21 protein-coding genes and 1 pseudogene are annotated in these 22,747 nt (G+C 63.4%); 5 read left to right on the forward strand and 17 right to left on the reverse strand.

Translation table 11 applies throughout. The features are described from left to right. Positions 1-222: 222 nt before the first annotated feature. Genes ACR52_RS25550 through ACR52_RS25560 form a run of 3 tightly spaced genes read right to left on the reverse strand, consistent with a single transcriptional unit; the run spans position 223 to position 3,350 of the window. The gene (locus tag ACR52_RS25550) at positions 223-1,317 is read right to left on the reverse strand and encodes an acetoin dehydrogenase dihydrolipoyllysine-residue acetyltransferase subunit (protein WP_048730694.1); all 1,095 of its coding nucleotides are present in this window, start codon (positions 1,315-1,317) and stop codon (positions 223-225) included. Then, positions 1,314-2,333, reverse strand: coding sequence for an alpha-ketoacid dehydrogenase subunit beta (locus tag ACR52_RS25555; RefSeq protein ID WP_048730695.1), 1,020 nt, complete (start codon positions 2,331-2,333; stop codon positions 1,314-1,316). The genes ACR52_RS25550 and ACR52_RS25555 overlap by 4 nt, the downstream gene beginning before the upstream one ends. A 39-nt stretch (positions 2,334-2,372) precedes the next feature. Next, positions 2,373-3,350, reverse strand: a complete 978-nt coding sequence (locus ACR52_RS25560) for a thiamine pyrophosphate-dependent dehydrogenase E1 component subunit alpha (RefSeq protein ID WP_048730696.1) — start codon at positions 3,348-3,350, stop codon at positions 2,373-2,375. Between the two features lie 309 nt (positions 3,351-3,659). Between ACR52_RS25560 and ACR52_RS25565 the strand changes: the two genes are divergently transcribed. After that, positions 3,660-5,519 carry a sigma-54-dependent Fis family transcriptional regulator gene (locus ACR52_RS25565; RefSeq protein WP_048730697.1) on the forward strand — a complete coding sequence of 620 codons (1,860 nt, stop codon included), beginning with the start codon at positions 3,660-3,662 and terminating at the stop codon, positions 5,517-5,519. Positions 5,520-5,539: 20 nt separating this feature from the next. Here ACR52_RS25565 and ACR52_RS25570 read toward each other — a convergent pair. Next, positions 5,540-5,734: pseudogene (locus ACR52_RS25570) on the reverse strand (SDR family oxidoreductase); the annotation flags it as partial. A 211-nt stretch (positions 5,735-5,945) separates the two neighbouring features. Here ACR52_RS25570 and ACR52_RS25575 point away from each other — a divergent pair. Next, positions 5,946-8,105 (forward strand): TonB-dependent siderophore receptor, encoded by a 2,160-nt coding sequence (locus tag ACR52_RS25575; protein WP_048730699.1) that lies wholly within the window; start codon positions 5,946-5,948, stop codon positions 8,103-8,105. Here the strand turns inward: ACR52_RS25575 and ACR52_RS25580 are convergent. Next, positions 8,095-9,210, reverse strand: a complete 1,116-nt coding sequence (locus ACR52_RS25580) for an MFS transporter (protein WP_048730700.1) — start codon at positions 9,208-9,210, stop codon at positions 8,095-8,097. The two genes, ACR52_RS25575 and ACR52_RS25580, sit on opposite strands and share 11 nt — an antisense overlap. Positions 9,211-9,309: 99 nt before the next feature. On the opposite strand from ACR52_RS25580, the gene ACR52_RS25585 reads away from it, so the two are divergent. Continuing rightward, the gene (locus tag ACR52_RS25585) at positions 9,310-10,080 is read left to right on the forward strand and encodes an AraC family transcriptional regulator (protein WP_048730701.1); all 771 of its coding nucleotides are present in this window, start codon (positions 9,310-9,312) and stop codon (positions 10,078-10,080) included. A 4-nt stretch (positions 10,081-10,084) separates the two neighbouring features. On the opposite strand, the gene ACR52_RS25590 is transcribed toward ACR52_RS25585, so the two are convergent. From ACR52_RS25590 to ACR52_RS25630, 9 genes are all read right to left on the reverse strand, one after another. Then, on the reverse strand, positions 10,085-10,522 hold the full coding sequence (locus ACR52_RS25590) for a carboxymuconolactone decarboxylase family protein (protein ID WP_048730703.1): 438 nt from the start codon (positions 10,520-10,522) through the stop codon (positions 10,085-10,087). A 313-nt stretch (positions 10,523-10,835) separates the two neighbouring features. Further along, complete coding sequence (gene ubiT / locus ACR52_RS25595) at positions 10,836-11,306, reverse strand: ubiquinone anaerobic biosynthesis accessory factor UbiT (RefSeq protein WP_048730705.1); 471 nt, start codon at positions 11,304-11,306, stop codon at positions 10,836-10,838. After that, the gene (locus tag ACR52_RS25600; RefSeq protein ID WP_048730706.1) at positions 11,300-12,190 is read right to left on the reverse strand and encodes a U32 family peptidase; all 891 of its coding nucleotides are present in this window, start codon (positions 12,188-12,190) and stop codon (positions 11,300-11,302) included. The genes ubiT and ACR52_RS25600 overlap by 7 nt, the downstream gene beginning before the upstream one ends. A 10-nt stretch (positions 12,191-12,200) precedes the next feature. Then, the gene (gene ubiU, locus ACR52_RS25605; RefSeq protein ID WP_048730708.1) at positions 12,201-13,196 is read right to left on the reverse strand and encodes a ubiquinone anaerobic biosynthesis protein UbiU; all 996 of its coding nucleotides are present in this window, start codon (positions 13,194-13,196) and stop codon (positions 12,201-12,203) included. Between the two features lie 9 nt (positions 13,197-13,205). Then, a complete protein-coding gene (locus ACR52_RS25610; protein ID WP_048730709.1) occupies positions 13,206-14,438 on the reverse strand; it encodes a molybdopterin molybdotransferase MoeA in 1,233 nt (410 codons plus the stop codon). After that, a complete protein-coding gene (gene moaB / locus ACR52_RS25615; RefSeq protein WP_048730711.1) occupies positions 14,435-14,989 on the reverse strand; it encodes a molybdenum cofactor biosynthesis protein B in 555 nt (184 codons plus the stop codon). Before moaB ends, ACR52_RS25610 begins: the two co-directional genes overlap by 4 nt. Before the next feature lie 85 nt (positions 14,990-15,074). Continuing rightward, positions 15,075-15,722 (reverse strand): pyridoxamine 5'-phosphate oxidase, encoded by a 648-nt coding sequence (pdxH, locus tag ACR52_RS25620; RefSeq protein WP_048730712.1) that lies wholly within the window; start codon positions 15,720-15,722, stop codon positions 15,075-15,077. Positions 15,723-15,819: 97 nt separating this feature from the next. Next, complete coding sequence (locus tag ACR52_RS25625) at positions 15,820-16,251, reverse strand: membrane protein (protein WP_048730713.1); 432 nt, start codon at positions 16,249-16,251, stop codon at positions 15,820-15,822. A 9-nt stretch (positions 16,252-16,260) separates the two neighbouring features. Next, positions 16,261-17,451 carry an NnrS family protein gene (locus ACR52_RS25630; protein ID WP_048730714.1) on the reverse strand — a complete coding sequence of 397 codons (1,191 nt, stop codon included), beginning with the start codon at positions 17,449-17,451 and terminating at the stop codon, positions 16,261-16,263. A 476-nt stretch (positions 17,452-17,927) separates the two neighbouring features. On the opposite strand from ACR52_RS25630, the gene ACR52_RS25635 reads away from it, so the two are divergent. Both ACR52_RS25635 and ACR52_RS25640 read left to right on the forward strand, forming a co-directional pair. Further along, a complete protein-coding gene (locus tag ACR52_RS25635) occupies positions 17,928-18,611 on the forward strand; it encodes a Crp/Fnr family transcriptional regulator (protein WP_048730715.1) in 684 nt (227 codons plus the stop codon). Then, positions 18,608-18,799 (forward strand): hypothetical protein, encoded by a 192-nt coding sequence (locus tag ACR52_RS25640; RefSeq protein ID WP_048730717.1) that lies wholly within the window; start codon positions 18,608-18,610, stop codon positions 18,797-18,799. Before ACR52_RS25635 ends, ACR52_RS25640 begins: the two co-directional genes overlap by 4 nt. Here ACR52_RS25640 and ACR52_RS25645 read toward each other — a convergent pair. From ACR52_RS25645 to ACR52_RS25655, 3 genes are all read right to left on the reverse strand, one after another. Continuing rightward, positions 18,793-20,634, reverse strand: a complete 1,842-nt coding sequence (locus tag ACR52_RS25645; protein WP_048730719.1) for a nitric oxide reductase activation protein NorD — start codon at positions 20,632-20,634, stop codon at positions 18,793-18,795. The genes ACR52_RS25640 and ACR52_RS25645 overlap by 7 nt on opposite strands. 159 nt (positions 20,635-20,793) lie before the next feature. Then, on the reverse strand, positions 20,794-22,215 hold the full coding sequence (locus tag ACR52_RS25650; RefSeq protein WP_048730721.1) for a cbb3-type cytochrome c oxidase subunit I: 1,422 nt from the start codon (positions 22,213-22,215) through the stop codon (positions 20,794-20,796). A gap of 3 nt (positions 22,216-22,218) precedes the next feature. Next, positions 22,219-22,659 carry a c-type cytochrome gene (locus ACR52_RS25655; RefSeq protein WP_048730723.1) on the reverse strand — a complete coding sequence of 147 codons (441 nt, stop codon included), beginning with the start codon at positions 22,657-22,659 and terminating at the stop codon, positions 22,219-22,221. Between the last annotated feature and the right edge of the window lie 88 nt (positions 22,660-22,747).

Below are 22,747 nucleotides of genomic sequence, written 5' to 3' on the forward strand. Positions count from 1 at the left end.
CAGGCGCAGAGGAGTGCCCGATACACCGCATTCGTCTTCATCAGGGGCGCTTCGCACCCCAACGCGGGACAAGCCCGCTCGCCACAGAGGTCCCAGTTTGCTGCGCGACAGCGCGGCGTCGAAGACGGGGTGGGGTCTCCCTCGCCACAGTTACAGTCATTGCCCTTAACTGAACAGCATTGCCTGTAGGAGCCGGCTTTCCGGTTTCTATAGGGTCGGGGGTTATTTCAGGAATGTGCTGATCAACTGGTTAACCCGCTCCGCCGCCTCCAACTGCACCATATGCCCCTGCCCCGGCAGGATTTCCACCTGAGCCGCCAACCCCTGCGCATGGCTCGCCGGGATGATTGCATCGTCGCTGCCCCAGATCACCAGGCTCGGCTGCTGGCCGACCACGTTGCGCAAATCGAGCCTTTGCCGTCCGCCGTCAAACAGTTTGGCATTGAGCTGGCGCAACGCTTGGTCCACCCCTTCCAGGCGCTTGAACTTGAGCATGTCCTCCAGCATTTGCCGGGTGACCAGCGCCGGGTCGCTGAACAGTTGGACCAACTGAGGCTTGAGTGCATTGCGGTTGTTGGCCTCGGTGAAACCTTGCAGGTAGTCACCGTTGATATCCACACCCAGCGCTGCACTGGCGATCAGCACCAGCGAAGCCACACGCTCGGGCGCCTGGCGCGCAATACTCAACGCAACCAGGCCACCCATGGAATGCCCGGCCAGGTGCACACGGCTGAGGTTGAGATGATCCAGCAGCGCCAATACGGCCCCGCTCAGCTCATCGGCTTCGCCCGTTTGCAGGTGCTTGCCCGACTCGCCATGCCCCGGCAAGTCGAGGGCAATCACTCGGCGGTCCACCGCCAGCGCCGGATGGTTGAACAGCCAGTTGTTCAGGTCACCACCAAAACCGTGCACCAGCACCAACGGCGTGCCGCCCTCGCCGAGGTCGAGATAGCGCAATAGCCGCCCGCCCACCTCGACTTTCTGCGCACTCGGCCCCGACGCCTCAGCCTCGGCTGCGCTGGAAACGAACCCGGCCTGGAAGCGCTCGATTACCGCATCGATCTCGTCCTCCGTGGCCTCACCCTCCACCACTACCGCCAACAACGCTCCGACCGGCAGGGTTTCATCGGTGAGGGCCAACACCCGGCGCAGCACGCCACTGAACGGTGCCTCGACGCTGCTGGAGATTTTGTCAGTCTCGACGTCGAGCACTTCCTCGCCCTTCTCCACCCGCTCGCCTGGCTGCTTTAGCCAGACATCCACGCGGCCTTCGGTCATCGACAGGCCCCACTTGGGCATGGTCAAGGTATGGATCATGCGGCAGTCCTCTTGTCGGCGATCTTCAGCACGGCAGCTTCGATCTTCGCGGCATTGGGGATGTACAAGTCTTCCAGCGCATCGGAGAACGGCACCGGCGTGTGCGGCGCGGTGACCATCTCGATGGGCGCGCGCAAGAAGGAAAAGCCCTGCTGCGCCACCAGCGCGCTGATGTCAGTGGCGATGGAACAGCGTGGGTTGGATTCGTCGATCACCACCAGGCGCCCGGTTTTCTCTACGCTTTCAAGGATGCTGTCTTCATCCAGCGGGCTGGTGGTGCGCAGGTCCAACACTTCGCAATCGATGCCCTGGCGCGCCAGGTTGGCGGCGGCTTCCATCGCGATGTGCACCATGCGCCCGTAGGTCACCAGGGTCACGTCAGTGCCTTCACGCACAAAGTTGGCTTCGCCGAAGGGCACGGTGTACAGCTCTTCGGGCACTTCGCCTTGAAGGCTGTAGAGCATTTTGTGCTCGAGGAAAATCACCGGATCGTTGTCGCGAATCGCCTGGATCAGCATGCCCTTGGCGTCATACGGCGTGGCCGGGCACACCACCTTGAGGCCGGGAATGTGCGTCCACATCGAGGTGAGCATCTGCGAATGCTGGGCGGCGGCGCGCAGGCCGGCGCCATACATGGCGCGCACCACCAGCGGCGTGGTGGTCTTGCCGCCGAACATGTAGCGAAACTTCGCGGCCTGGTTGAGCAACTGGTCGAGGCAGCAGCCGATAAAGTCGACGAACATCAATTCGCACACCGGACGCATACCACGAGTGGCCGCGCCGACAGCCATGCCCACGTAACCGACTTCGGACAACGGCGCATCCAGCACGCGGTCGGGAAATTCCGGGTACAGGCCTTTGGTCACGCCGAGCACGCCGCCCCAGGCATCCTGCTCGCCGGGGGCGCCGGTGCCGCCGCAGACGTCCTGGCCGATGATGAACACGCTCGGGTCACGGCGCATTTCCTGGGCGAGTGCTTCGTTGATAGCCTGCTGATAACTGATTTTGCGAGCCATAAGGGCTTCTCCACGGATTGTTTTTGTAGTGGGTGGCGGTTAGCGGTAAGCGACGTACACATCACTGAGCAGGTCGGCGGCCTGGGGCTTGGGATCGGATTTGGCCAGGCGTACGGCGTCGTCGATCAGTTGCGCCACCTCCCCGTTGATGCGCTCGAACTGCGCCGCATCGAGCCAGCCTTCGGCCGTGCAGCGCTGGCAAAACAGCACCAGGCAATCGTGAGACTCGCGCAGGTTTTTCACTTCGTCCGGGCCACGATAAGTTTGCGCATCGCCTTCGAAGTGGCCGTAGAAGCGGCTCAATTTCACTTCCACCAGCGTCGGCCCCTGGCCGCTGCGCGCGCGTTCCACGGCCACTCCGAGCGCCGCGTGCACCGCGAAGAAATCATTGCCATCGACGATCACCCCCGGCATGCCAAACCCCACGGCGCGCTCGGCGATGTCCTTGCACGCCACCGACCAGCCGGAGCCGGTGGCTTCGGCATAACCGTTGTTTTCGGCGACGAACAGGCACGGCAGTTTCATGATCGACGCCAGGTTCATCGCCTCGAACACCGCGCCTTCGTTGGAGCCGCCGTCGCCAAAAAACGCCACGGCCACGCCCTGAGTACCTTTGAGTTTTGAGGCCAACGCCGCACCAGCCGCCAACGGCGCGCCGGCCCCGACAATGCCGTTGGCGCCGAGCATGCCCTTCTCCTGGTCAGCGATGTGCATGGAGCCGCCCTTGCCGCCGCACACGCCGGTTTTCTTGCCGTAGATCTCGGCCATCATGCCGAACACATCCACGCCCTTGGCGATACAGTGGCCATGGCCACGGTGGTTGGAGGCAATGCAGTCTTCATCGTTGAGGTGGGCCATGACCCCGGCGGCGCAGGCTTCCTGGCCGGCATACAAGTGCACGAAACCGGGGATCTCGCCGGTGGCGAATTCCACGTGCAGGCGTTCTTCGAAATCACGGATGGTGCGCATCACGGTGTAGGCATGGAGCAATTGATCGGTGGACAGGTGAGTGGACATCTTGTTGTTCTCCAGGTTGTCTCGACACACAGAAGGCTGGCTGCGGCCAGCTATAACCTCTTCAGCACAGCCTGTGCCAATGCACGGAAAAACCTGGCAAAGGCTTGACCCAGAGCAGTGCCGTGCGGTTGTGCAATGGGGATCGGCCACCGCAAAATGAGACGCGCCATTGCAACCTGCCCGTGGCGTCTCAGGCCGGATGAGACGCTGCGTCTCACGCGGGGCGGTTGGTCAGGCCGCGCTTGTCCCACAGCGCACATACGCGCTTAATGGCGGGCATAACAACAAAGATCGAGAACCGGAGGCCTTATGCTCGCCGCGAACTCCAAGGACCATGTCGACTGCGTCAGCCGCGTGGTACGTAATGCCGATCGCCTGCCCCAGGCGCCGGTGCCGTCGCTGATTTTCGATTCGTGGCGCCGCTCCATGGAGCAGCACCACCTCGACCCCGGCTCGCTGCAAGGGCCCCGCATCCTCACCGAACCCCTGCTCAAGGAATGCCGCGAGCGCGCCGAACTGTTCATGCGCATCGCCAGCGAAGCCGTCGGGCAACTGCACCACCGCGTGCGCCATGCCGACTACTGCGTGATGCTCACCGACGCCCAGGGCCATACCATCGATCACCGCGTGGACGCAGCCATTCGTACCGACTGCCGCAAAGCCGGCCTGTACCTGGGCACCTGCTGGTCGGAGGCCGAAGAAGGCACCTGTGGCGTCGCCACGGTACTGACCAGCAAAGCCGCAGTCACGGTGCACAAGCGTGATCACTTTCGCGCGGCGTTTATCGGACTCACCTGCTCCGCCGCGCCGATCTTCGATCCCCAGGGCAACCTGCTCGGGGTGATGGACGCTTCGGCACTCAAATCCCCGGATGACCGACGCAGCCAGCACCTGGTGCGGCAGATGGTGGCGCAGAGCGCGCAAGCCATCGAAAACGCCTTCTTCATGCACAGCGCCCGCCAACACTGGGTGCTCCAGGCCCACAGCACACCGGGCTACGTCGACAGCCAACCCGACCTGCTGCTGGCCTGGGACCACGACGGGCGCCTGCATGCCTTGAACAGCAAGGCACGCCAGGCACTGCGCCGGCGTTTCGGCCAGGTACCGGAGCATATCGGCGAGGTGTTCGACCTGGACGCCTTGCGCGCAGTGTCCGATCAATCGGCCCAGCAACTGCGGTGGCTCGGCGAGCCTGGCGCGTTGCATGTGCGCGTCAACGCGCCGCGACGCAAAACCGCGCGGGCAACTCCGACTACCCAGACCGACGAGCGCGTGGAAGAACATCTGCGCCTGGCCGTACGGGTCAAGGACCGCAACCTGCCGGTGCTGGTGCAAGGTGAAACCGGCGCGGGCAAGGAAGTCTTCGCCCGCCAATTGCATGAGCGCAGCGCCCGTCGCGATGGGCCATTTGTGGCGGTGAACTGCGCGGCGATTCCGGAAAACCTGATCGAGAGCGAGCTGTTCGGCTATGTGGCCGGGGCCTTTACCGGCGCCTCCAGCAAGGGCGTGACCGGGCTGTTATTGCAGGCCGATGGCGGCACGCTGTTTCTCGATGAGATCGGCGACATGCCGCTGGCCTTGCAGACCCGCTTGCTGCGGGTGATGGCCGAAGGTGAAGTGGCGCCGTTGGGTGCAGCAAAAACCCGCGCAGTGGACATCCAGGTGATCTGCGCCAGCCACCGCGACCTCGCAGCGTTGGTGAGCGACGGGCGCTTTCGTGAAGACCTGTACTTTCGCCTCGGCTGCGCGCGCTTCTGCCTGCCGCCCTTGCGCGAGCGTACGGACAAGCTGGCGTTGATCAACCGGCTAGTCGAGCAGGAAGCACGCAATAGCGCGATGGCAGTAGGGATCGGCCCTGCCGCGCTGGAGGTGCTGCTGGGCTATGCCTGGCCGGGCAATGTGCGGCAACTGCGCCATGTGCTGGCGTATGCCTGTGCGGTGTGTGACGGCGGGACGATCCAGTTGGCGGATTTACCGGCGCAGGTGCGTGGCGAACAGCTGGGCACGCAGCCCGAACAGAGCGTCAGCCCCGAGCGGCAAGTGGTGCTGGATGCGCTGATTCGGCATCGCTGGAAGCCGTCGCCGACGGCACAGGCGTTGGGGATTTCGCGGGCGACGCTTTATCGCAGGGTCAACCAACTGGGTATCGATATGCCCGGCAAACACTGACCCTTTGGGAACGATCGGTGTCAGCGGTAGACGAGGCCTCCATCAATCAAGGGGGCCTGCCCGGTCATGTAGTCCGAGTCCGGCCCCGCGAGGTAAGACACCAACCCTGCCACATCCTCAGGCGTTTGCGCGCGGCCCAGGGCGATTCCGTCCACGTACTTCTTGTACGTCGCCCCGACTTCAGCGCCAGTAATTTCGGCCATGCGCTTATTAATCTTTTCCAGCGATACCCATGACAATCTCCTGCAACAATGAGAGAAGCCTTGTCTATCGCAGGTGCACGCTGGCGCTGTCGAGGCGCAGCGGGATTGGCGTGGGGTCTGAGACGGGTTGTCTCACCGCGCCAATCGCGCTCGAAACCTTGTAAAACCTCGCCGTTATGCCTAGCTTATGCGCCCCCCGCCCTGCGCTTTAAGGCCTTGCCCCATGGTTTTGCGTTTTCGTCCCGTTGTCACTTCACGTTTCGCCCTCGGCCTGCTGCTCAGCGGCGGAATCGGCAGCAGCCTGGCGGCTGAAATAGAACTGCCCGTGGTGAACATCCAGGGGCAGGACGAGTCCGGTTATCGCAACGAGACCGCCTCGGTCGGCGGCTTCAATGAAGCGCCGTTGCTCGATACCCCGGCCTCGATCACCGTGATCAATGCCGCGCTGATCAAGGACCAGCAAGCGCGCCTGCTCAGTGAAGTGCTGCGCAACGACGCCTCGGTAGGCGACAGCTATGCGCCGATCGGCTACTACGAAAACTTCGTGGTACGCGGTTTCTCGCTGAATGCGGCGAGCAGCTACAAGATCAATGGGCGCACCATCACCGGCGAGCAGAACGTCGCCCTGGAAAACAAGCAGCAGGTGGAAGTGCTCAAGGGCCTGGCCGGTTTGCAAAGCGGGATTTCCGAGCCCAGCGGCGTGATCAACTACGTGACCAAGCGCCCGGAAGACGTGCGCTCGGTAACGGTGTCCACCGATGATCGCGGCAGCGGCTATATCGCTACCGATGTCGGCGGCTGGTTTGGCAGCGAGCAGCAATTCGGCCTGCGCGCCAACGTGGCCCATGAAGACCTCAACTCCTATGTGGAACACGCCAATGGGCAACGGGATTTCCTGTCGCTGGCCTTTGACTGGAACATCAGCCCCGACGCCGTGCTGCAACTCGATGCGGAATACCAGAACAAACAACAGCGTTCAGTGCCGGGTTATCAGTTGCTGGGCGGTACCGAAGTGCCCCACGACGCATCGCCGAAAAAACTGCTGGGCCATCAGACCGGTTCGAAGCAGGTCGGCATCGATTCGCTGAACCTCAACGGCAAGTTCGAATACCGCTTCAGTGATCAATGGAAAGGCAGCGTCAGCGCGGCGCGCAGCAAGGTGGTGATCGATGATTACAGTTCGTTTGCCTGGGGTTGTTATGGCTCGACCAGTTGCACCTCGAGTGTGCCGAACTACTTCAGCCCCGAAGGCAATTACGACGTCTACGACTACCGCAGCCCCGACGACACCCGCCGCGATGATGAAGTCCAGGCCGCCATGACCGGGCTGTTCGACACCGGCGGGCTGGGCCATGAGCTGACCTTCGGCACCAGCGCATTCCGCCGGGTGATCGACAAACGCAAGTCGGTCAACGAATACATCGGCACCACTAATATCGACGTCGACGCACCGACCTTCCCGCCAACCGATGTACCACTGAACGACAGCCACCGCACCCTCGACAGCCGCCAATACGGCCTGTTCGTCACCGACCGCATCCGCTTCAACGAGCAATGGCAAACCATCCTCGGCGGCCGCGAAGTGCGCCTGGACGAGAAGGCTTTCGATCAGAACGGCAACCCGGCACGCCACACCCAGCAGTACGTGTTCCTGCCCCAGGCATCGTTGATCTACAAGCCGATTGAAAATGTCTCGCTGTACACCAGCTACAGCAAGGGCTTGTCCCTGGGTGGAACGGCCCCTTGGTTTGCGAGCAACCCGGATGAAACCTTGGCCCCCACCGTATCTCGGCAAATCGAAGCCGGGGTGAAATACGACTGGCGCCGCATCAGCTTCGCTGCCGCCGTGTTCCAGACTCGCCAGGCTTACCAGTACGCCAAGCCGGATGGCGCAGGCAAGTTCACCTACGTGCAACAGGGCGAGCAGAAAAACACCGGCCTGGAACTGTCGGCCAACGGCTGGGCAACCGACCGCCTGCAGATCTCAACCAGCGTGGCGGCGATTCGCGCACGGGTCAGCGGCAGCGGCACGCCGGAATACGAAGGCCACCAGACGATCAACGTGCCGAAGCTGCGCGCCAGTGTGTACGCTGACTATGCATTGCCGTGGGTGAACGGTTTGGCGGTGCTCGGCGGTGTGCAATACAGCGCCAAGAAGTCCGCCAATCGCGATGGCACGGTGGACGTGGGGGACTATGCGGTGGTGAATGTCGGCAGCCGCTACACCACCAGGGTCGACGGCTATGAAACGGTGTTTCGCCTGAGCGTCGACAACCTGTTCGACAAGCGCTACTGGCGCGACGCGGGCGAATACATGGGCGATGATTACCTGTTCCAGGGCGCGCCATTGACGGCGCGCCTGAGTGCATCGGTCAACTTCTGAGCACCCGCGGCGCTGCCAGCCACAGCGCCGCCAGCCCGCACACCAACAGGCTCCAGCCGAGCTCCTGGGCCCAGGCGACGAGGGCCAGTCCGCCGCCGATCACCAGGTAATACAGCAAGCCAAACACTGCGGCGGCGGTGCCCAGGCGGTCGGGATAGGCCACCAGCGCGGCACCGAGCACGTTAGGAATCGCCATGCCGAACGCCAGCACCACCAGCAGCATCGGCCAGACGAACAGCCAACTGTCTTGCAGTGCCAAAACCAACAGGCTGCCCAGCACCGCGATGCCGGCGGCGGTCAGTACCAACTGCTCGCTGCGCAGCCCGCGCTTGAGCAACAGCTTGTTCAGCCACGCACCCATCCCGGACCCCAGCGCCAGCAGCACGCCGCTGTAACCGAATTCGACGGTGGACAGCCCGCGCTGCCCCACGCTGTAGTAACTGAACAGCGCAATATTGAAAGCCGCCACCAAACCCACCGAACGCCAGACCTGCATGTCCCTGAGCATCAGGCCGAAGGTCTCGCCCAGCGATGCGCTCGACACGGATGCCGGCCGCGTTTCGGGCAAGGCCCACAGGCACCAGCCCCACAGCACCAACGCGAGCAACAACAAGCCCGCGAGCATGCCGCGATAGCCGAAATGCTGCACCAGGGTCGCACCGCTGAACAAGCCGATTGCCGGGCTGGCGGCCAGGGCAATGCCCATCACGGAAAACACCTGGGCCAGTTCGGCACCTTCGAAGCGGTCACGCAGCACCGTCTGCGTGACCACCGACCCCACTGCTGCACCAAACGCCGCGACCGCCTGGGCCAGCAGCAAACCGTTGAAGGTGCTCACGTTCAAGGCCAGCGCCGAAGCGCACGCACAGATCGCCAGGCCGGCCAGCATGACGGGGCGCCGGCCCAGCCGATCACACAACCGGCCCCACACCACCACACCCAGGGCAAAGGCCAGGAAATACACCGACAGCGTCTGCCCTGCCCGTTCGGGCCCCACGGCAAAGGCCTGGCCGATATCGCCGAGGGCCGGGCTGTAAAGGGTCTGGGCCAATTGCGGGAACATCAGCAGGGCCACGGCCAGCACCAGCAGGTTTTCAACGTTCATCGACAGTTCCTTCTCGGGTAAACAACGGAAGGATTTTAAGGATTCACAACTGGGCTATTATCGAAACTTCGACAAGTTACCCATGAAATCGGACAACCTATGGCTTGGCTCACTGCCGATGCGTCTTTTGATCCCGACCTGCTTTCTGCCCCGGTCATCGGCATCGCGGCCCTGCTCGGCGACCACGATTCCGGGCTGCACCAACATCAACGCGGGCAACTGCTTTTTACCCAGCAAGGTTGTACCCGCATCACCCTGGACAATCAGCTTTGCCTGCTGCCGCCCACGCGCGCAGCCTGGATACCCTGCGGCCTGCCGCATCGCGCGGTGATGCACAAGACTGTGGATTATCGTTCGGTGTATGTGAGCCCGGCGCTGGCGCAACAGTTGCCGACCCAAGTGCGGGTAATCGAGGTGAGTCCCTTGCTGCGGGCGGTGCTCGAAGCGATGGCCATGGCACCGTTCGAGACCGATTGGCACAGCGGCCGTTATGCCCATCTGTTGGCGTTGTGCCTGAGCGAAATCAACCAGTCCGCCGAACAGCCGCTGCTCTTGCCTTTGCCCCGCGACAAGCGCCTGGCGCCGCTGCTGGCCAACCTCGACAGGTTGCCGCCACCGCTGCAGGAACTGGAACACCAAATCGGCGCCAGCACCAAAACCATCGGCCGGATTTTCCTGCGGGAAACCGGCCTGGGGTATCAGCAATGGCGCCAGCAGTGGCGACTGATGCGGGTGATCGAACTGCTCGCCACCGGACGTAGCCTAGGCTACTGCGCCTTTGAACTGGGGTTTGCCAGCGACAGCGCGCTGATCGCCTTCTTCAAGAGCATGACTGGCACCACGCCGCGCGGTTATTTCAAATCAGGCTGAGGCCTTACTTGGGCATCTTGCGAAAGCCGACGGCCAAGCGGTTCCAGCTGTTGATGGTGGCGATGGCCACGCTCAGGTCAACCTGTTCCCTGGCGCTGAACTCGGCGGCGAGCGGGTTGTAGTCTTCGTCTTCGGCGCGGGTCTGGCTGACCAGCGTCAGGCTCTCGGCCCAGGCCAGCGCGGCACGTTCACGCGGGGTGAAGAACGGCGTTTCACGCCAGGCCGACAGGGTGTACAGACGACGTTCGGTCTCACCGCCCTTGCGGGCATCGGCAGTGTGCATGTCGAGGCAGAACGCACAGCCGTTGATTTGCGAAACGCGCAGGCGCACCAGTTCCAGCAGAGGCAGCTCGATGGAGAGTTTGCCGACGGCGGCTTCCAGGGCACGCATGGCTTTCATGGCGTCTGGGGAGGCGGTGTAGAAGTCGGTACGGGTTTGCATGGTGGAACTCCAGAACGGCGGGATTGGTGGCTAGGTTAGTCACCAGGGGAGCCGCGAGGAATATCCAATTCGGGGGAAGATCAGGTAGCCAATGTCGACTTTGGGGGTGGAGTGCACGCCCCACTGTAGGCGCCGGCTTTGTTGATCGTTCCCACGCTCCGCGTGGGAATGCATCCCGTGACGCTCCGCGTCACCTTGCGCAAGGCTTGAGATAGGCTTGAGATAGGCGTCGACATCGGGACGCGGAGCGTCCGGGGCGGCATTCCCACGCAGAGCGTGGGAACGATCAACATAAAACGATCAAATCACCGACCTAAGAAACCGCAAGCCCCCGCCCTGCCCGCTCCAAATTACGCCACAACCAAACCGGCAACACATCCGGATCAAGACTGTCGATCAGGTTCTTCAACCCCAACCCCAACTCCGTATCCCCCTCAATCACCAACCTTCGCCGAAAGAACAACGTATCCGGGTCCTCCTGCCGACTGGCCAGCAACAAAAATTCCCGCCAATTACCACTGATGCTCACCTGCGCCTCGGCCTTTTCAGCGATACGCAACCCATCCCGCGCCAAGGTCAAATACCAGCACAACCCCAGGTCAGGAATGCGCAGGCACATCCAGCGCCCGCGCAGCAGTTCGAAGCCACCGTCGCGCAACGGCTCGGCCAGGCAGCGATTGAGCGCTTGCTGCAAGGCCAGGCGCTGCACGCCAAAAGGCACGCGGCGGATTAACGGGAGCAAGCGGTCGGCGCCCTTGAGCAGCCATTGTTTGCGACTCAGCACAGGCCCACCTCCTCGACCCGCAACATGCCGGCCTGGCCATGCCAGTAACCGTTGCAGCCGTCGACACACAGCGGCGGCATGCCGCCCTGGCGCACTTGATCGAACGCCTTGACCACCTCGACCATGCCCTCGGCCCTGGGGCTAAGGCGCAGCAGATCCGCGCCACAGGAAACCAAACCGGAGTAGTCGGCCAGCAAGTTGGTGACATCGGCCGACATCGTCTGAATCCCGTTCAAGGTGAACAACGCCTGGCCTTCCTGGCTGGTCAAGGCCATGCCATCCGGGTAGTTGATGCAGCAGAACTGGCAGTCATCCTTGGGCCGGTTTTCCGCACGCGCGGTGAAGCAGCGCGCCGAGTAGGCGAGAGGCAAATGGCCGTAGGCGAAGATTTCCACTTCGGGCAACGGCCGGCCCAGTTCGCGCACTTGCTCCAGCACATCGGCGATCAGGCCTCGCGAGCACTCAACCGGCGGCACCCAGCGCACCATGCCCGCGTCAAGCAATTGCACCAGGGCGTGACCGTTGTAGAGGTTGAGCGCCGGGCCGCCGACAAAGGGCAGCTTGCGCTCGATGAGCAATTGCACCGCGCCCATATCGTTGGCTTCCACCAGCAACTCGCCGTTGTCGCACAGGCGGCGCAGGCTCGAGAGTTCCGAGCCGGCTTCGATCAGCGTCAGGCTCGACAACACGATCTGCGCCGGGCTGCAGGCCTTCAACTCGCGCGCCAGGCCCAGCCATTGATCCAGGGAAAACGTGCGGCGTTTGGAGCACACGGTTTCCCCCAGGTAAATCACGTCCAGGGGCAAGCCGGCCATGTCCGAATAGAAGCGCCCCATGTGTTCCTTGTCCCAATAAAACAGCACCGGTCCCAGGCTGAGTTTCATCTGTGTCTCCTCACTGCCACGAACGATGGTAGGCGCCGAGTGTGGTCTGGCTGCCTTCGGATAACCCGGCAAGCACCTGGCGCCACTGGTCCTTGACCACAAAGCTGGCGGGTGCGCTGCGGTGGGCGTCCAGCGCGGCGCGCCAGACTCGGGTGACTTGTTCCACATAGGCCGGGCTGCGTTGCCGGCCCTCGATTTTGACCGCCTCGACGCCGATGGCGGTGAGCTCCGGCACCAGGTCCAGGGTGTCAAGACTGGTGGGCTCTTCCAGGGCATGAAAGCGTTTGCCGTCCACCAGGAAGCGGCCCTTGCACAGGGTCGGGTAGCCGGCGGGTTCGTCCGGGGTGTAGCGGTCGATCAACACTTCACTCAAGCGCGCACTCAGGCCCTCGGCGTCTTCGCTCCAGCGCACCGCCTTGGCCGGTGAACACACGCCGCACAGGTTGGGCGACTCGCCGGTGATATACGACGACAAGTGGCAACGCCCCTCGGCCATGATGCACAGGCTGCCAAAACCGAAGACTTCAATCGGCACCGGGCTGCTGGCGGCCACCTGCTTGACCTGGGCCAGGGACAACACACGCGGCAGCACCGCACGGCGAATGCCGTAGCGTTCGGCGTAGAACTTCAAAGCCGCCGCGTGGGTGGCCGAGCCCTGCACCGACAGGTGCAACGCCATGTGCGGGTGGTGCCGGCTGGCGTAGTCGAGCACGCCGGGGTCGGCGGCGATCAGCGCATCCACGCCATGGTCCGCCGCGCGGTCCACCGCCCGTTGCCAGCGCGCCCAGATCTTCGGTTGCGGGTAGGTATTGACGGCCACGTAAAGCTTGCGCTGATGCTGGCGAATAAAGGCGACGGCACCGTCGAACTGTTTGTCGTCCATGTTCAGCCCGGCGAAGTGCCGGGCATTGGTGTCATCGCGAAAACCGACATACACCGCATCGGCGCCTTGGCGCACGGCGGCTTTGAGCGCAGGCAGGTTGCCTGCCGGGCAGACCAGTTGCATGGGGGCTCCTCACATTAATTCAGCGAAAGACACAAAGGGCACCGGTTCATCCTTGAGCACCTGTTGCTCGCGTTCGATGATCACCAGGCCATCGGCCCAGCACGCGGCGGTGAGCATGGCCGAGCTTTGCTGGGGGTGCAGGACCGCGCGCAAGTGCCCATCTTCACCGGGGCTCAAACGCGCGCGCAGGTACTGGCGGCGCTTGTTGGGTTTGAGCCATTCAAAGGCGGCCGGCACCGTGGCCGGCACCGACAACACGCGCTCGACACCTTGGGCGCGCAGCAGGAACGGGCGCACCACCACCAGTGCGGTGATCAGCGCGGCCGACGGATTTCCGGGCAGGCCTATCCACGGTTTGCCCGCCACATTGCCAAAGGCCAGGGGTTTGCCGGGCTGGATGGCCAGGCGCCAGAAATCCACGCGGCCGAGTTCTTCGATGGCCTGTTTGAGGTGGTCCTCCTCCCCCACCGACACACCGGCGGAGGTCAGCAGCAGGTCGCATTCGGACGATGCCAGGGTCAACGCATCGCGGCTGGCGGCCAGTTCGTCGGCCATCACGCCATAGTCGTGCACGTCCACACCCCAGCCGCGCAACAACGCGCCCAGCACATAACGGTTGCTGTTGTAGATTTGCCCCGGCACCAGGGGCTCGCCCGGTTCGCGCAGTTCGTTGCCGCTGCTGAGCAGGCACACCCGCAGTGGGCGATAGACTTTCAATCGAGGGATTCCGGCCGACGCGAGCAACCCGATGTCCTGGGCGCGCAGGCGCTTGCCGACGGTGATCAGCGTCTGGCCGCGCCGCAACTCTTCACCCTGCTTGCGCACATGCTCACCGAGACGCACCGGCGGGCACCAGACGCGCTGGCCGTAAAGCCGGCAACGCTCCTGCGGGATCACCGTATCGGCACCGGGCGGCAATGGCGCGCCGGTGAAGATGCGCACTGCCTGCCCGGCCTGCACGCTCACCGTGCTGTGCTGCCCGGCCGCCACCCGCCCGGCGAGCATCAGGTAGCCGCCTTCGGCCGGCACATCCTCCGCACGCAGGGCATAACCGTCCATGGCGCTGTTGTCGAAGCCGGGTAAATCCAGGGGTGAAAACAGCTCTTCGGCCACCACGCGCCCGAGCGCCTGTTCCAGGCTAATCACCTGGGTCGCGGGCGGCGGCGGCGCTTGGGCCAGCAGCGTGGCGATGGCCTCGTCTACCGGCATCAAGTGCCCGCTGTCACACACCGAGACGCTCACGAACGCGCCTCGCAGGCTTGCAGGATTTGCTCGGTCTGCGGCTTGAGGTGCGGGACAAAGTTGCACGGGCCGGTGCGGCTATCCAGTTGGCCTTTGAGTATCTGGTCCCAACCGGTGCGGCACGCGCCTGGCGAGCCAGGCATGCAGCACACCAGCACGCCGTTGCTGATGCCGGCCAACGCGCGAGATTGCAAGGTTGAGGTGCCGATCTCGGCCAGGGACAGCTGGCGGAACAGCTCGCCGAAGCCTTCGACGTGTTTGTCCAGCAGCGGCAGCACCGCCTGGGGCGTGTTGTCGCGGGCGGTGAAACCGGTGCCGCCGGTCATCAGGATGACTTGCACCTGGGGGTCGGCAATCCACAAAGAGACCTGCGCACGAATCTGGTAGATATCGTCAATCACCAGGCCACGGTCGATGAGCACGTGGCCAGCGCCTTCGAGGCGGTCCACCAGGGTCTGGCCGGAGGTGTCGGTGTCGAGGGTACGGGTGTCGCTGATGGTCAGGACAGCGATGTTCAGGGGCACGAAATTGCGTTGTTTCAAATGGGCCATGATCGAACCTGCTGCGGTTTGAAAAAGTGGCTTTCAGCCTGCGCCGCAAACGGCGCCGGGCCTATTCCTCGGAGGAGGTATCTCCTTAGGGCGCAAGGCGACTGCGCTGCCAGGTGCCGTCGTGCAAGCGGTAGTCGAGGCGATCGTGCAGGCGGTCGGGGCGCCCCTGCCAGAACTCGATACGCTGCGGCTGCAGGCAGAAGCCGCCCCAGTGCTCGGGCCGTGGCGGTTGGCGGCCGGCAAAACGCTCTGTGACCTCGCGCAAGCGGCTTTCCAGCTCGCTGCGATGGCCCAGGGGCTGGCTCTGGGGCGAGGCCCAGGCGCCTAACTGGCTGGCGGCCGGGCGAGCGTCGAAATAGTCGTCCGACAGTTCGGCGTCCGCCCGCACCACCGGGCCTTCGATCCGCACCTGGCGCTCCAGGCCCGGCCAGAAAAACGTCATGGCCGCATGGGGGTTGCTCGCCAATTCCTGGCCCTTGGCGCTCTGGTAATGGCCAAAAAAGTAAAAGCCGTCGGCACTGAAGCCCTTGAGCAGCAGGATGCGGCAATGGGCGTGCCCGTGGTTGTCGACGGTGGCCAGGGCCATGCTGTTGGCCTCGGCCGGCGGCACTTCGGTTTTACGCGCCTGGTCGAGCCACTGGCCGAACAGCGCCAGCGGATCGTCCTGCACCAAGTCGTCGCGCAAGCCGTAGAGGGTGTAGTTGCGGCGCAATTGCGCGAGGGACAGGGGCATGGCGAGGCTCTCCAGATAGTTCGCCACAGTGTGGGAACTGCCGCGCCTTTGGCCCTTGATCACGATCAACTAACGCGCGCGACATGACGCCGCAGGGTCAGCGCAGCATCAGCTTGGCGATGATCACGATCAGCACCATGTGCCCCAGGATGCTGCGACGAATCCACGTTGCACGCACCGGGCTCAGGCGCTTGTGGGTCAGCCAGTACGCCAGCAGCAGGTAGTGGCCGATGATGCTCAGGGCCAGCACGATTTTCAGGCTCAGCAGCGCTGCGAAATGGCTGCCCCACGGCACGCTCAACAGCCCGCGATAGTGCCAGGCCAGGCCGATGCCGGCGCCATACAGCAGCACCACGACGCCATGCAGTACTTGGCGCGAACGCCGCGCGATGGCGTGGTCGGCGGTGAACTGTGCCGACCATGCCAGCTCGTCGCGGGCGCTGTGCCAGATCACCACTTCGAAAAACAGCGTGCCGATAAAGGCGATCGCCGCCAACAGATGAACCACGAGTAGCGATGAATAGAGCATTGCGTTCTCCTAACCCGGGTGCCCATCGACCCGCGCGCGCCACAGCATCGGGCCATAGCGCCACAGGTACAGCCCGAGCCCGACCGTCCAGCAGACGCCAGCCAGCCACAGCGCAGCCAGCGGCAAAAACAGCACCAGCACCACCCGGCACAGGCACGCCAGGTTCAGCAGCACAAACGCCAGGGTCATTCCGGCGGGCGGCTGCAAAGGCCGGCCGGTGTGGCCCAGGCTAACGCGGGCGATCATCGCCAGGATCAAACCGCCCATGGCGCCCACGGTCAGCGCATGCACTGCCAGGCTGGGGTTGAGTGGCGCGCCGAAATGCCACAGCGCCATGCCCAGGCAGGCCACGGCCAGCCAGGCATAGGCCAGGTGCAGCGACCAGAGCAGCGGCACCCGCCACAGGCCACGGTCATGCCAACGCACCAGGCGCAGCAGATGCCCCAGCCCCAAGGCGGTGAACAGCAAGCCGATCCACAGGTTGGCGGATAGAGCAGGCCCCACCGCATACAACACCGCGACCAACAGCGAACCACCGAGCAACACGCGGTCCAGCCACGGCCAAGGCTTGACAGCCTCGACCCGCCCCAAGCCACGCTGGGTGAAAAATGGAATCACCCGCCCGCCGATCAAACCCATCATCGCCGCCACCAGCCACAGGCCGGTGAGCACCGACTGGCGCTGCAGGCCGGTGTCATTGCGCAGCAAGCCATACAGCGACAGCGCATCGGCCACCGTCAGCAGCGCCAGCACCAGCACAATCGGGTAGTTACGTTTCTGCCGCACCTGCCACAGGGTCCAGCCCATCAAGCCGGCCACGGCCAAGGGAAAGGCCAGCTCCAGCACCGCCAGCAGCGGCCAGTGCAGGTTCAACAACCAGCCCAGGCGCGCCGCCAGCCACAGCCCCGCGAGCAGCGCCAGGGCGTTGCCGCTGATGCCCGGGCGGCCGGTCCAGGTCTGCACGGCCGTCAGCAGGAACCCGGCGATGATCGCCAGGCCGAAACCAAACAGCAGCTCATGCCGGTGCCAGGCCAGCCAGCCGCCGGCGGGCTGCCAGGTGCCAAGGTGACCGCCGAGGGCCAACAGCCACAAGGGGATCGCCAGCGCCGCCAACAGGCACGCGCCGAGGAAAAATGGCCGGAAGGCCAGGCGAAACAACGGGGTCATCGACATAGCCTTGCGTCGATCGAGCACTTGCATAACACGGCCTCCCTTCAGGACTGCGGCAATCTTGCGCCGATGAACGTGCACTGCCCTTGTCGTGGATCAAGTCGGGTACGCAGCCAAAGGATTACGCTTTCAGGAGGAACGAGCTTTGTGTGGCCAGGGAGCTTTGTGTGGCTAAGGAGCTTTTTTGTTGCTAGTGCGCGCTCTGTGGCGAGGGAGCTTGCTCCCGTTGGGGTGCGAAGCGCCCCCAAAAGCCTGCGACTGCTGCGCAGTCGAACGGGACGGTGCGACGATTCGAAAAGCTCCCTCTCCACACAAAGCTCTCCGGCCATAGCAATCCCCCTGGCCAAAGCAAGCTTGCTTCTGCACCTTTTAACGCACCCTGGAGCCATGATGAAAAACGCCTGTGTCCCCCTCGCCTGGTTTGTGATCCTTGGCTCGATGCTGGCGGCGGCCAGCGGCCTGTCGCTGGTGCTGGTGTGAACGCGCCACTGCTCAAGGAGCCCGCCATGGTCCTGCATCGCGTGCACCACCAGATCTTGCGCAGCCACCACCTGTTTGAGCCGTTGAACGAGGAGCAGCTCGACGAACTGATGGCCAGCAGCCAATTGCTCAGCATCGACAAGGGCGAGCCGCTGTTTCGCCAGGGCGAGCCGGCCGATGCGTTTTACTTCGTGATCGCCGGCGCGGTGAAAATCTACCGCCTGACGCCCGATGGCCAGGAGAAAGTCTTCGAGGTGATCGGCGAACGCCACACCTTCGCCGAAGCCATGATGCTGATGGACACCCCCAACTACGTGGCCTGCGCCGAAGCGGTGTGCCCCACGCAGTTGTATCGCTTGTCCAACGCCACCTACATGCGCCTGCTGCACAGCAACAGCCGCCTGACCTTCGCCCTGCTCGGCACCTTGTGCGTGCGCCTGCACCAGCGGGTCAACGAGATCGAAACCCTGTCGCTGAAAAACGCCACCCACCGCGTGGTGCGCTACTTGTTGACGCAACTGGTGCGCCTGCAGAGCATCGACAGCCGTTTTGAACTGCCCATGGCCAAGCAGTTGATCGCCGGGCATTTGTCGATCCAGCCGGAAACCTTCTCGCGGATTATCCGGCGCCTGATCGACGAAAAAATCATCACCCAGGACGGTCGCCAGATCGCCATCCTGGACCGCTTGCGCCTGGAACAATTCGAGTGAAAACCTGCCTGTATTGCCAACAACGCCATGCCGATGTGCGCCAGGAATGCACAGACTGCGGCATGGCTCTGCCCGCCTCGGACGCCCGCGTGCACGCCCGCCGGTTGCGGCGTTTCCAGTGGTTCTTTGTGGGCTTGACGCTGTTTTGCGTCGCAATGTTCTTCTGGCTGCCGCGCGACTTCTACTGACCTTCGGTCAATTGCCGATACAGCTGCGGCAGGCGCAGCGGCAGTTGTTCCGGTTGGCGGATCAGGGTGTAGCCATGGGCGCCGAACATGTAGGGCAGGTAATCCCCGGCCTTTTTATCGATGGTGATGCAGAACGGAATCAGGCCCTGGCGCCGCGCCTCCACCACCGCCTGACGGGTGTCTTCGACCCCGTAGCGGCCCTCATACAAGTCCAGGTCATTGGGTTTGCCATCGGTCAGTAGCAACAACAACTTGCGCCGCTGTTTACAGCCCCCCAACAGGTGGGTGGCCTGGCGAATCGCGGCGCCCATGCGCGTGTAGTAACCCGGCTTGAGCGCCTGGATGCAGCCGCGCGTGCGGTCGTCATACGGCTGCTCAAAGCTTTTGAGCTGTTGCAGGCGCACCTGATGGCGGCGCAACGACGAGAACCCGTACAGCGCAAACGCATCGCCCGATCCGGCCAGGCTTTCGCCAAACAGCAGGAGGCTGTCGCGGATCACGTCGATGACTTTTTGCTCGTCATTCAAATGGGCATCGGTGGACATCGACAGGTCCGCCAGCAGCAGGCACGCCAGGTCGCGGCGGGTGTGGCGCTGCTCCTGGAACAAGCCGCGTTCGACACAGGCACCATGCTGGCGCTGCACCTGGAAATCCACCCAGGCTTGCAGGTCGAGTTCCGCACCCTGGGGTTGCTGGCGCAGCCATTGGCGGTCAGTGCGCAGTTGCTGGAACTGGTGACGCAGGCGCTGGGCCGGGCCGCGCAACCGAGCGGGCAAGGGTTGCGGCGCATCGGCACGCGGCTGCATCAGTTGCAGGTTGACGAAGCGCGCCTGCAAACATTGAAGACGGTAATCCCACTCGGGCAACTTGATGCCTTCGCCCAGGGGGATGTCATCGACGTCGGCGGGCGGCAGGTCCAGGTGCAGCTTCAAGCCGCCACTCTTGCGTACTCGCTGGCGTGACAGGCTGAGTTGATCCAGGTCTTCGGCGACGCGCGCGGCGTCCGGATCCTGGCTGTCGTCGGTCCAGCGGTCGAGGTCGACGTGCTCGGTCCAGCTGAACAGGTTTTCCAGGCGCACCACCAGCAGGCCGCCGTCGCGCGCGGGGTCATCGACCCGGCTGGCACGTTTGGGCGCGCCCTGTTGCTCACCGGGTTGGGTGGCCAGGTCGTCGCCCTCCTCTTCAATGTCCTGGGTTTGGGGGGTATCCAGATGCAGCGCGGGGTACAGCCACAACGGCAGCGGCCAGGCGGCCCGTTCACTACTGGGCAGGCGGCGTACGCTGCCGGGTTCGCGCAGGGCCTTGCGCAGGGCTTTTTCCAAGGCGGCTTCAGCGGGCTTGAGGCTGGCCGGGTGCGGGCGCAAAGCCAGATGCGCGTCCACCAGCCGTTGATAGCTGGGCAACATCGCGGGGTAGCGTTGCAGCAGCAGCCAGGTCCAGCGCTGGTTGTCGCGGGCCCAATGGGTCATGGGGCCCGCATGGGCCGCCAGCAACGCCAGCCAGCGGTACAACTCCAGGTTCAGGGAGACGGTGGGGTACACCGCCAGGCTCGACGGCAGGCGCAGACGGTTGCCATCGCACGAGGCCAGGGGCGCGTGCTTGCAGGTGCCGGCGATGCGCATCAACAGGTTGCGGCGCAACAGCAGGTCGCGCTCGCTGGCGGCTTCCAGGGATATTCCACTGGCACCGCCCAAGGCGCGAAACAACAGGGCCAGGCTGCGCTGGCGGTCGGCGAGTTCGACCCGTGCGGCCGGGAAATCGGCACTGGCGTGACGGGTGATAAAGCGGTGCCAGGCACTGCCGACCCACTCTTCCAACTCAAGGGTAAAGGCCATGTGACGAGCTCCAACTGTTTGGTATTCAACGTGTGTACCGCGATCAAATGTGGGAGGGGGCTTGCTCCCGATAAGGGTGGGTCAGCCAATAGATGTATCAACTGACACCCCCTCATCGGGAGCAAGCCCCCTCCCACATTTGAATCGCGGGATTAACGTTTAATAGACGATCGCAGCCGGTGCACCGACCACCCGGGCCCGTTGCCGGAAGCTGTACAGGTAGCAGAGCAATCCGAGCAGGAACACCACGCCACTGACCAACCGCGCCCAGAACAGCACTTGCAAATGCTCCACCGTGGCCATGAACGGCAAGGCCACACCATCCACTTGCCAGCGTTGCAGCCAGACCTGCACGGCGCCGGCGGCGGTGAGGAACAGCGTGATCATCACCATCGACACCACCATCAGCCAGAAGCCCCAGATCTCTATGGTCTGCGAACGCGGGTCCGGTGCTTCACCGATACCCCGCAGGCGCGGCATGGCGTAGCTGATCAGCGTCATCACAATCATCGCGTAGGCGCCGAAGAACGCCAGGTGCCCGTGGGCAGCTGTAAGTTGCGTGCCGTGGGTGTAGAAATTGACCGGTGCCAGGGTGTGCAGGAAACCCCAGACGCCTGCGCCGAAAAACGCCGTCACCGTGGTGCCCTTGGCCCACAACGTGGCCGCCCGGTTGGGGTGCTGGCGTCGACGCTGTTTGACCATGGTGAAGGCGAACATCACCATCGCCAGGAACGGCAGCGGCTCCAGCGCCGAGAAGATCGAACCGACCCACAACCACACCTCGGGCGCACCGATCCAGAAGAAGTGGTGGCCGGTGCCGATAATCCCGGTGATCAAGGCCATGGCGATGATCACGTACAACCATTTCTCCACTACTTCGCGGTCGACACCGGTGACCTTGATCAGCACGAAAGCGAGCATGGAACCCATGATCAGTTCCCACACACCTTCAACCCAAAGATGCACCACCCACCACCAGTAAAACTTGTCCCGCGCGAGGTTGCCGGGGTTGTAGAAGGAAAACAGGAAGAACACCGCCAAGCCGATCAGCCCGGTCATCATCACCATGCTGACGGTGGTCTTGCGGCCCTTGAGCAGGGTCATGCCGATGTTGTAGAGAAAGCCCAGGCACACCACGACGATGCCCATTTTGGTAATGGTCGGCTGCTCCAGGAACTCGCGCCCCATGGTCGGCAGCAGCTCGTTGTGCGTCAGCTTGGCCAGCGCCGCATAGGGCACCAGCAGGTAGCCGAGGATGGTCAACACCCCGGCGGCAGCGAACACCCAAAACAGCACAATCGCCAGTTTGGGGCTGTGCAGCTCGCGGTCGGCTTCCTCGGGTATCAGGTAATACGCCGCGCCCATAAAGCCGAACAACAGCCAGACGATCAGCAGGTTGGTGTGGACCATCCGCGCCACATTGAAGGGAATCAACGGGAACAGAAAGTCGCCGATGACGTATTGCAAGCCCATGATCAAACCGAACAGCACCTGGCCCAGGAACAGGATCAGCGCGAATACAAAATACGGTTTGGCCACGGCCTGGGATTGGAATTTCAAGTATGGATTGGCACTACGCATTGCTCAGCCCTCCTTGTTTGGCGGCCAGCCATTGGTGTTGATCTTCGAGCTCCATTTGAGGAACTCGGCCATATCGTCCACCTCCTGATCGCTGAGGTTGAACTGCGGCATGGCGCGACGCCCGGGAACGCCCAGCGGCTGCATTTTCATCCAGGCGTGGAGGAACGGTTTGAACGCTTCATCACCGCCCCGCCGGTTGAACACATTGCCCAGCTCCGGCGCGAAATACGCGCCTTCGCCCAACAGGGTGTGGCAGCCGACGCAGTTGTTGCGCTCCCAGACGCCCTTGCCGCGTACGACAGATTCGGTGAGCTGGTCCTGATTGCTGCGGGAGGGAAAGGTTTGTTCGGTGTGGTAGGTCAGGGCCAGGAAAATCAGGAAGAAGAACACGCTTCCTCCGAAGTAGATATTCCTGGCCATGCCCTTGGTGAAGGTCTCTGACATGGTCGCTTCCTCATTGCTTGGCCAGGTGATGATAGGGAGGTGAGGGGTGAAAGCTGCTTGATGGCGATCAAGAAATGTTGATGGTTTT

This window comes from Pseudomonas fildesensis (assembly GCF_001050345.1).
GTDB lineage: Bacteria > Pseudomonadota > Gammaproteobacteria > Pseudomonadales > Pseudomonadaceae > Aquipseudomonas > Aquipseudomonas fildesensis.

What these genes read in the sequence shown, in the direction of transcription:
- ACR52_RS25550 (WP_048730694.1), bottom strand. Translation starts at nt 1,317, where the DNA reads ATGATCCATACCTTGACCATGCCCAAGTGGGGCCTGTCGATGACCGAA.
- ACR52_RS25555 (WP_048730695.1), bottom strand. Translation starts at nt 2,333, where the DNA reads ATGGCTCGCAAAATCAGTTATCAGCAGGCTATCAACGAAGCACTCGCC.
- ACR52_RS25560 (WP_048730696.1), bottom strand. Translation starts at nt 3,350, where the DNA reads ATGTCCACTCACCTGTCCACCGATCAATTGCTCCATGCCTACACCGTG.
- ACR52_RS25565 (WP_048730697.1), top strand. Translation starts at nt 3,660, where the DNA reads ATGCTCGCCGCGAACTCCAAGGACCATGTCGACTGCGTCAGCCGCGTG.
- ACR52_RS25575 (WP_048730699.1), top strand. Translation starts at nt 5,946, where the DNA reads ATGGTTTTGCGTTTTCGTCCCGTTGTCACTTCACGTTTCGCCCTCGGC.
- ACR52_RS25580 (WP_048730700.1), bottom strand. Translation starts at nt 9,210, where the DNA reads ATGAACGTTGAAAACCTGCTGGTGCTGGCCGTGGCCCTGCTGATGTTC.
- ACR52_RS25585 (WP_048730701.1), top strand. Translation starts at nt 9,310, where the DNA reads ATGGCTTGGCTCACTGCCGATGCGTCTTTTGATCCCGACCTGCTTTCT.
- ACR52_RS25590 (WP_048730703.1), bottom strand. Translation starts at nt 10,522, where the DNA reads ATGCAAACCCGTACCGACTTCTACACCGCCTCCCCAGACGCCATGAAA.
- ACR52_RS25600 (WP_048730706.1), bottom strand. Translation starts at nt 12,190, where the DNA reads ATGAAACTCAGCCTGGGACCGGTGCTGTTTTATTGGGACAAGGAACAC.
- ubiU (WP_048730708.1), bottom strand. Translation starts at nt 13,196, where the DNA reads ATGCAACTGGTCTGCCCGGCAGGCAACCTGCCTGCGCTCAAAGCCGCC.
- moaB (WP_048730711.1), bottom strand. Translation starts at nt 14,989, where the DNA reads ATGGCCCATTTGAAACAACGCAATTTCGTGCCCCTGAACATCGCTGTC.
- pdxH (WP_048730712.1), bottom strand. Translation starts at nt 15,722, where the DNA reads ATGCCCCTGTCCCTCGCGCAATTGCGCCGCAACTACACCCTCTACGGC.
- ACR52_RS25625 (WP_048730713.1), bottom strand. Translation starts at nt 16,251, where the DNA reads ATGCTCTATTCATCGCTACTCGTGGTTCATCTGTTGGCGGCGATCGCC.
- ACR52_RS25630 (WP_048730714.1), bottom strand. Translation starts at nt 17,451, where the DNA reads ATGCAAGTGCTCGATCGACGCAAGGCTATGTCGATGACCCCGTTGTTT.
- ACR52_RS25635 (WP_048730715.1), top strand. Translation starts at nt 17,928, where the DNA reads ATGGTCCTGCATCGCGTGCACCACCAGATCTTGCGCAGCCACCACCTG.
- ACR52_RS25645 (WP_048730719.1), bottom strand. Translation starts at nt 20,634, where the DNA reads ATGGCCTTTACCCTTGAGTTGGAAGAGTGGGTCGGCAGTGCCTGGCAC.
- ACR52_RS25650 (WP_048730721.1), bottom strand. Translation starts at nt 22,215, where the DNA reads ATGCGTAGTGCCAATCCATACTTGAAATTCCAATCCCAGGCCGTGGCC.
- ACR52_RS25655 (WP_048730723.1), bottom strand. Translation starts at nt 22,659, where the DNA reads ATGTCAGAGACCTTCACCAAGGGCATGGCCAGGAATATCTACTTCGGA.